This window comes from Stenotrophomonas sp. HMWF003 (assembly GCF_003061285.1).
Classification (GTDB): Bacteria; Pseudomonadota; Gammaproteobacteria; order Xanthomonadales; family Xanthomonadaceae; genus Stenotrophomonas; species Stenotrophomonas maltophilia_AP.
The window spans coordinates 1,520-4,733 of sequence record NZ_QAIW01000375.1; the positions used below are offsets into that span (position 1 = coordinate 1,520).

Here is a 3,214-nt window from a genome sequence, read left to right on the forward strand (position 1 = left end):
CAGCGGCCGCTGGACTGGCCGTCGCCCGGGGCCAGCACGTTGCGGCCGCGCAGCTGCAGGCGCTGGCCATATTCGAGCAGGCGCAGTTCTTCGGCCGCGTCGATCAGCACGTTTGAATCCGAGCCGACGCCGAAGCGCCCGCCTGCGCGCGCGAAGGCCTGCATCGGGAACAGCCCGTCGCCCAGGTTGGCCTCGGTGATCGGGCACAGCCCCACGACCGCGCGACTGGCCAGCATGCGCTGCACCTCGTCGTCGTCCACGTGGGTGGCGTGCACCAGGCACCAGCGCTCGTCGACGGCGGCGTGTTCGTACAGCCAGCGCACCGGGCGCAGGCCGCTCCAGGCCACGCAGGCCTCGACCTCGCGGGTCTGCTCGGCGATATGGATGTGCACCGGGCCGGTGGTAAGCGGCAGCAGTGCGTTCAGTTCCTCGCCGGTCACCGCGCGCAGGCTGTGCGGGGCGATGCCGAGCACGGCGTCATCCAGGCCCGAAAGCGCCCGGGTGCAGCCCTGCAGCAGCGCCGCAAAGCCGTCCACGTCGTGGATGAGCCGGCGCTGCGCCGGGTTGGGCGCGGCGCCACCGAAATCGGCGTGGGCGTAGAACACCGGCAGCAGGGTCAGGCCGATGCCACTGCCCTGCGCGGCGGCGGCGATGCGTTCGGCCATCTCGGCGCGGTTGGCATACGGAGTGCCATCGGCGGCATGGTGCAGGTAGTGGAACTCGCCCACCCGGGTGAAGCCGGATTCGAGCATTTCCACGTAGGCCTGCTCGGCGATGGCCTGCACCGCGTCCGGCTGCAGGTGCGCCAGGAAGCGGTACATCAGCTCGCGCCAGCTCCAGAAGCTGTCACCGCTCTGGCCGCCGATCTCGGTCAGCCCGGCCATGCCGCGCTGGAAGGCATGGCTGTGCAGGTTGCCCAGCCCCGGCAGCGCGATGGCCAGCGTGGTGTCGCCGGGCTGCGCCGGCACGCCGGCATTGACCTCGCTGAGGCGGCCGTCGGCGCAGACGATGCGCACATCACGGGCCCAGCCCTGCGGCAGCAGCGCGTGGGTGGCATGGAAAACAAGGGTCGCGGCGGGGGTGGCTGGCATCACTGGACATCCCGGAAGTGGCGCCTATATTGTATAGACATATAAGCCGATGTGGTTGCTGCCATGCACTGTGACACCCTCTGGTACCACGCCCACCTGATCACCGTCGATGGCCCCGGCCTGGGCGTGATCGAGAACGGGGTGATCGCCGCCACCGACGGCCGCATCGTGCACGTGGGCGCAGCCGGCACCGAGGCGCACCTGCAACCGGCGCAACGCATCGATTGCGGTGGGCGCTGGATCAGCCCCGGCCTGGTCGACTGCCACACCCACCTTGTGTATGCCGGCAACCGTGCCGGCGAGTTCGAGCAGCGCCTGCAGGGCGTGAGCTACGCCGACATCGCCCGTGCAGGCGGCGGCATCGTCTCCACCGTGCGCGCCACCCGTGCCGCCAGCGAGGCCGAACTGATCGCCGCCAGCCTGCCGCGCCTGGACGCGATGCTGGCCGAAGGCATCACCACGCTGGAAATCAAATCCGGCTACGGGCTGAGCCTGGACGATGAAACCAAGCAGCTGCGCGTGGCCCGCGAACTGGGCCACCTGCGCGCGGTGGAGATCGTGCCGACCTTCCTGGGCGCGCATGCGATTCCGCCCGGTCGCGATGCGCAGGACTACATCGACGAAGTGTGCAACGTGATGATTCCGGCGGTGGCCGCGCAGGGCCTGGCCGAAGCGGTGGATGTGTTCTGCGAGAACATCGCCTTCAGCGCCGCGCAGGCCGAACAGGTATTCGTGGCCGCCCGCCAGCACGGGCTGGCGATCAAGATCCACGCCGAACAGCTCAGCAACCAGCACGGCGCGGCGTTGGCCGCACGCCATGGCGCCTTGTCGGCCGACCATATCGAACACCTGGACGCCGAGGGCATCGCGGCCATGGCCGCCGCCGGCACCGTGGCGGTGCTGCTCCCGGGCGCCTTCTATTTCACCCGCGATACCACCCTGCCCCCGATTCCGGCGCTGCGTGCGGCGGGCGTGCCGCTGGCACTGGCCACCGACTCCAATCCCGGCACCTCGCCGCTGACCAGCCCGCTGCTGGCGATGAACATGGCCGCCACCCTGTTCCGCATGACCGTGGACGAGTGCATCGCCGGCTTCACCCGTGACGCGGCGCGCGCGCTGGGCCGTGCCGATCGCGTGGGCCGGCTGGCGGTCGGGCTGGACTGCAACCTGGCCCTGTGGGACATCGAGGCGCCTGCCGACCTGGTGTACCGCATGGGCTTCAACCCCCTGCACGCGCGCGTGATGCGCGGCGTATCCGTCTGATTCTTGTGATGTCTGGAGATTCCATGAGCACTACCCTGACCCTGCAGCCCGGCGCGGTGACGCTGGCGCACTGGCGCGCGATTTACGACGGCGCGCGCGTGCGCCTGGACCCGGCCTCCGCCGCGGCGGTGCTGCGCAGCGCGCAGACCGTGGCCGATATCGTGGCCAAGGGCGCGCCGGTCTACGGCATCAATACCGGCTTCGGCAAGCTGGCCAGCGTGCGTATCGAGCGCGACGACCTGGCCACCCTGCAGCGCAATATCGTGCTGTCGCACGCTGCCGGCGTAGGTGAGCCGATGCCGGCGCCGGTGGTGCGGCTGATGATGGCGCTGAAGCTGACCAGCCTGGCCCAGGGCGCGTCGGGCATCCGCCCGGAAACGCTGGCGCTGCTGGAAGCGTTCCTGCAGCACGACATCGTGCCGGTGATTCCGTGCCAGGGCTCGGTGGGCGCCTCCGGCGACCTGGCCCCGCTCTCGCACCTGGCCAGCGTGATGATCGGCGTGGGTGAGGCCTTTGTGGGTGGCGAGCGCCTGGCGGCCGCCGACGCGCTGGCCCGGCTTGGCCTTGCGCCGCTGGTGCTGGGTGCGAAGGAAGGCCTGGCCCTGCTCAACGGCACCCAGTACTCCACCGCCTACGCGCTGGCCGGCCTGTTTGCGATCACCACCGTGTTCCAGGCCGCGCTGGTCACCGGCGCGCTGTCGGTGGAAGCGGCCAAGGGCTCGGACACGCCGTTCGACCCACGCATCCACAGCATCCGCGGCCAGCGCGGGCAGATCGCTACCGCCGCCACGCTGCGCACGCTGATGCAGGGCTCGGCCATCCGCGAATCGCACCGCGACAACGACGTGCGCGTGCAGGAC

At 70.5% G+C, this 3,214-nt stretch carries 3 protein-coding genes; 2 read left to right on the forward strand and 1 reads right to left on the reverse strand.

The window, feature by feature from the left end:
* The coding region (gene hutF, locus DBR34_RS15715) for a formimidoylglutamate deiminase (protein WP_258223993.1) at positions 1-1,091 on the reverse strand (1,091 nt) is incomplete at its 3' end.
* Between the two features lie 63 nt (positions 1,092-1,154).
* Between hutF and hutI the strand changes: the two genes are divergently transcribed.
* Positions 1,155-2,354, forward strand: a complete 1,200-nt coding sequence (hutI, locus tag DBR34_RS15720) for an imidazolonepropionase (protein WP_128097490.1) — start codon at positions 1,155-1,157, stop codon at positions 2,352-2,354.
* A gap of 23 nt (positions 2,355-2,377) precedes the next feature.
* Positions 2,378-3,214: aromatic amino acid lyase (locus DBR34_RS23380; protein ID WP_258223994.1), on the forward strand; the 837-nt coding region annotated here is incomplete at its 3' end.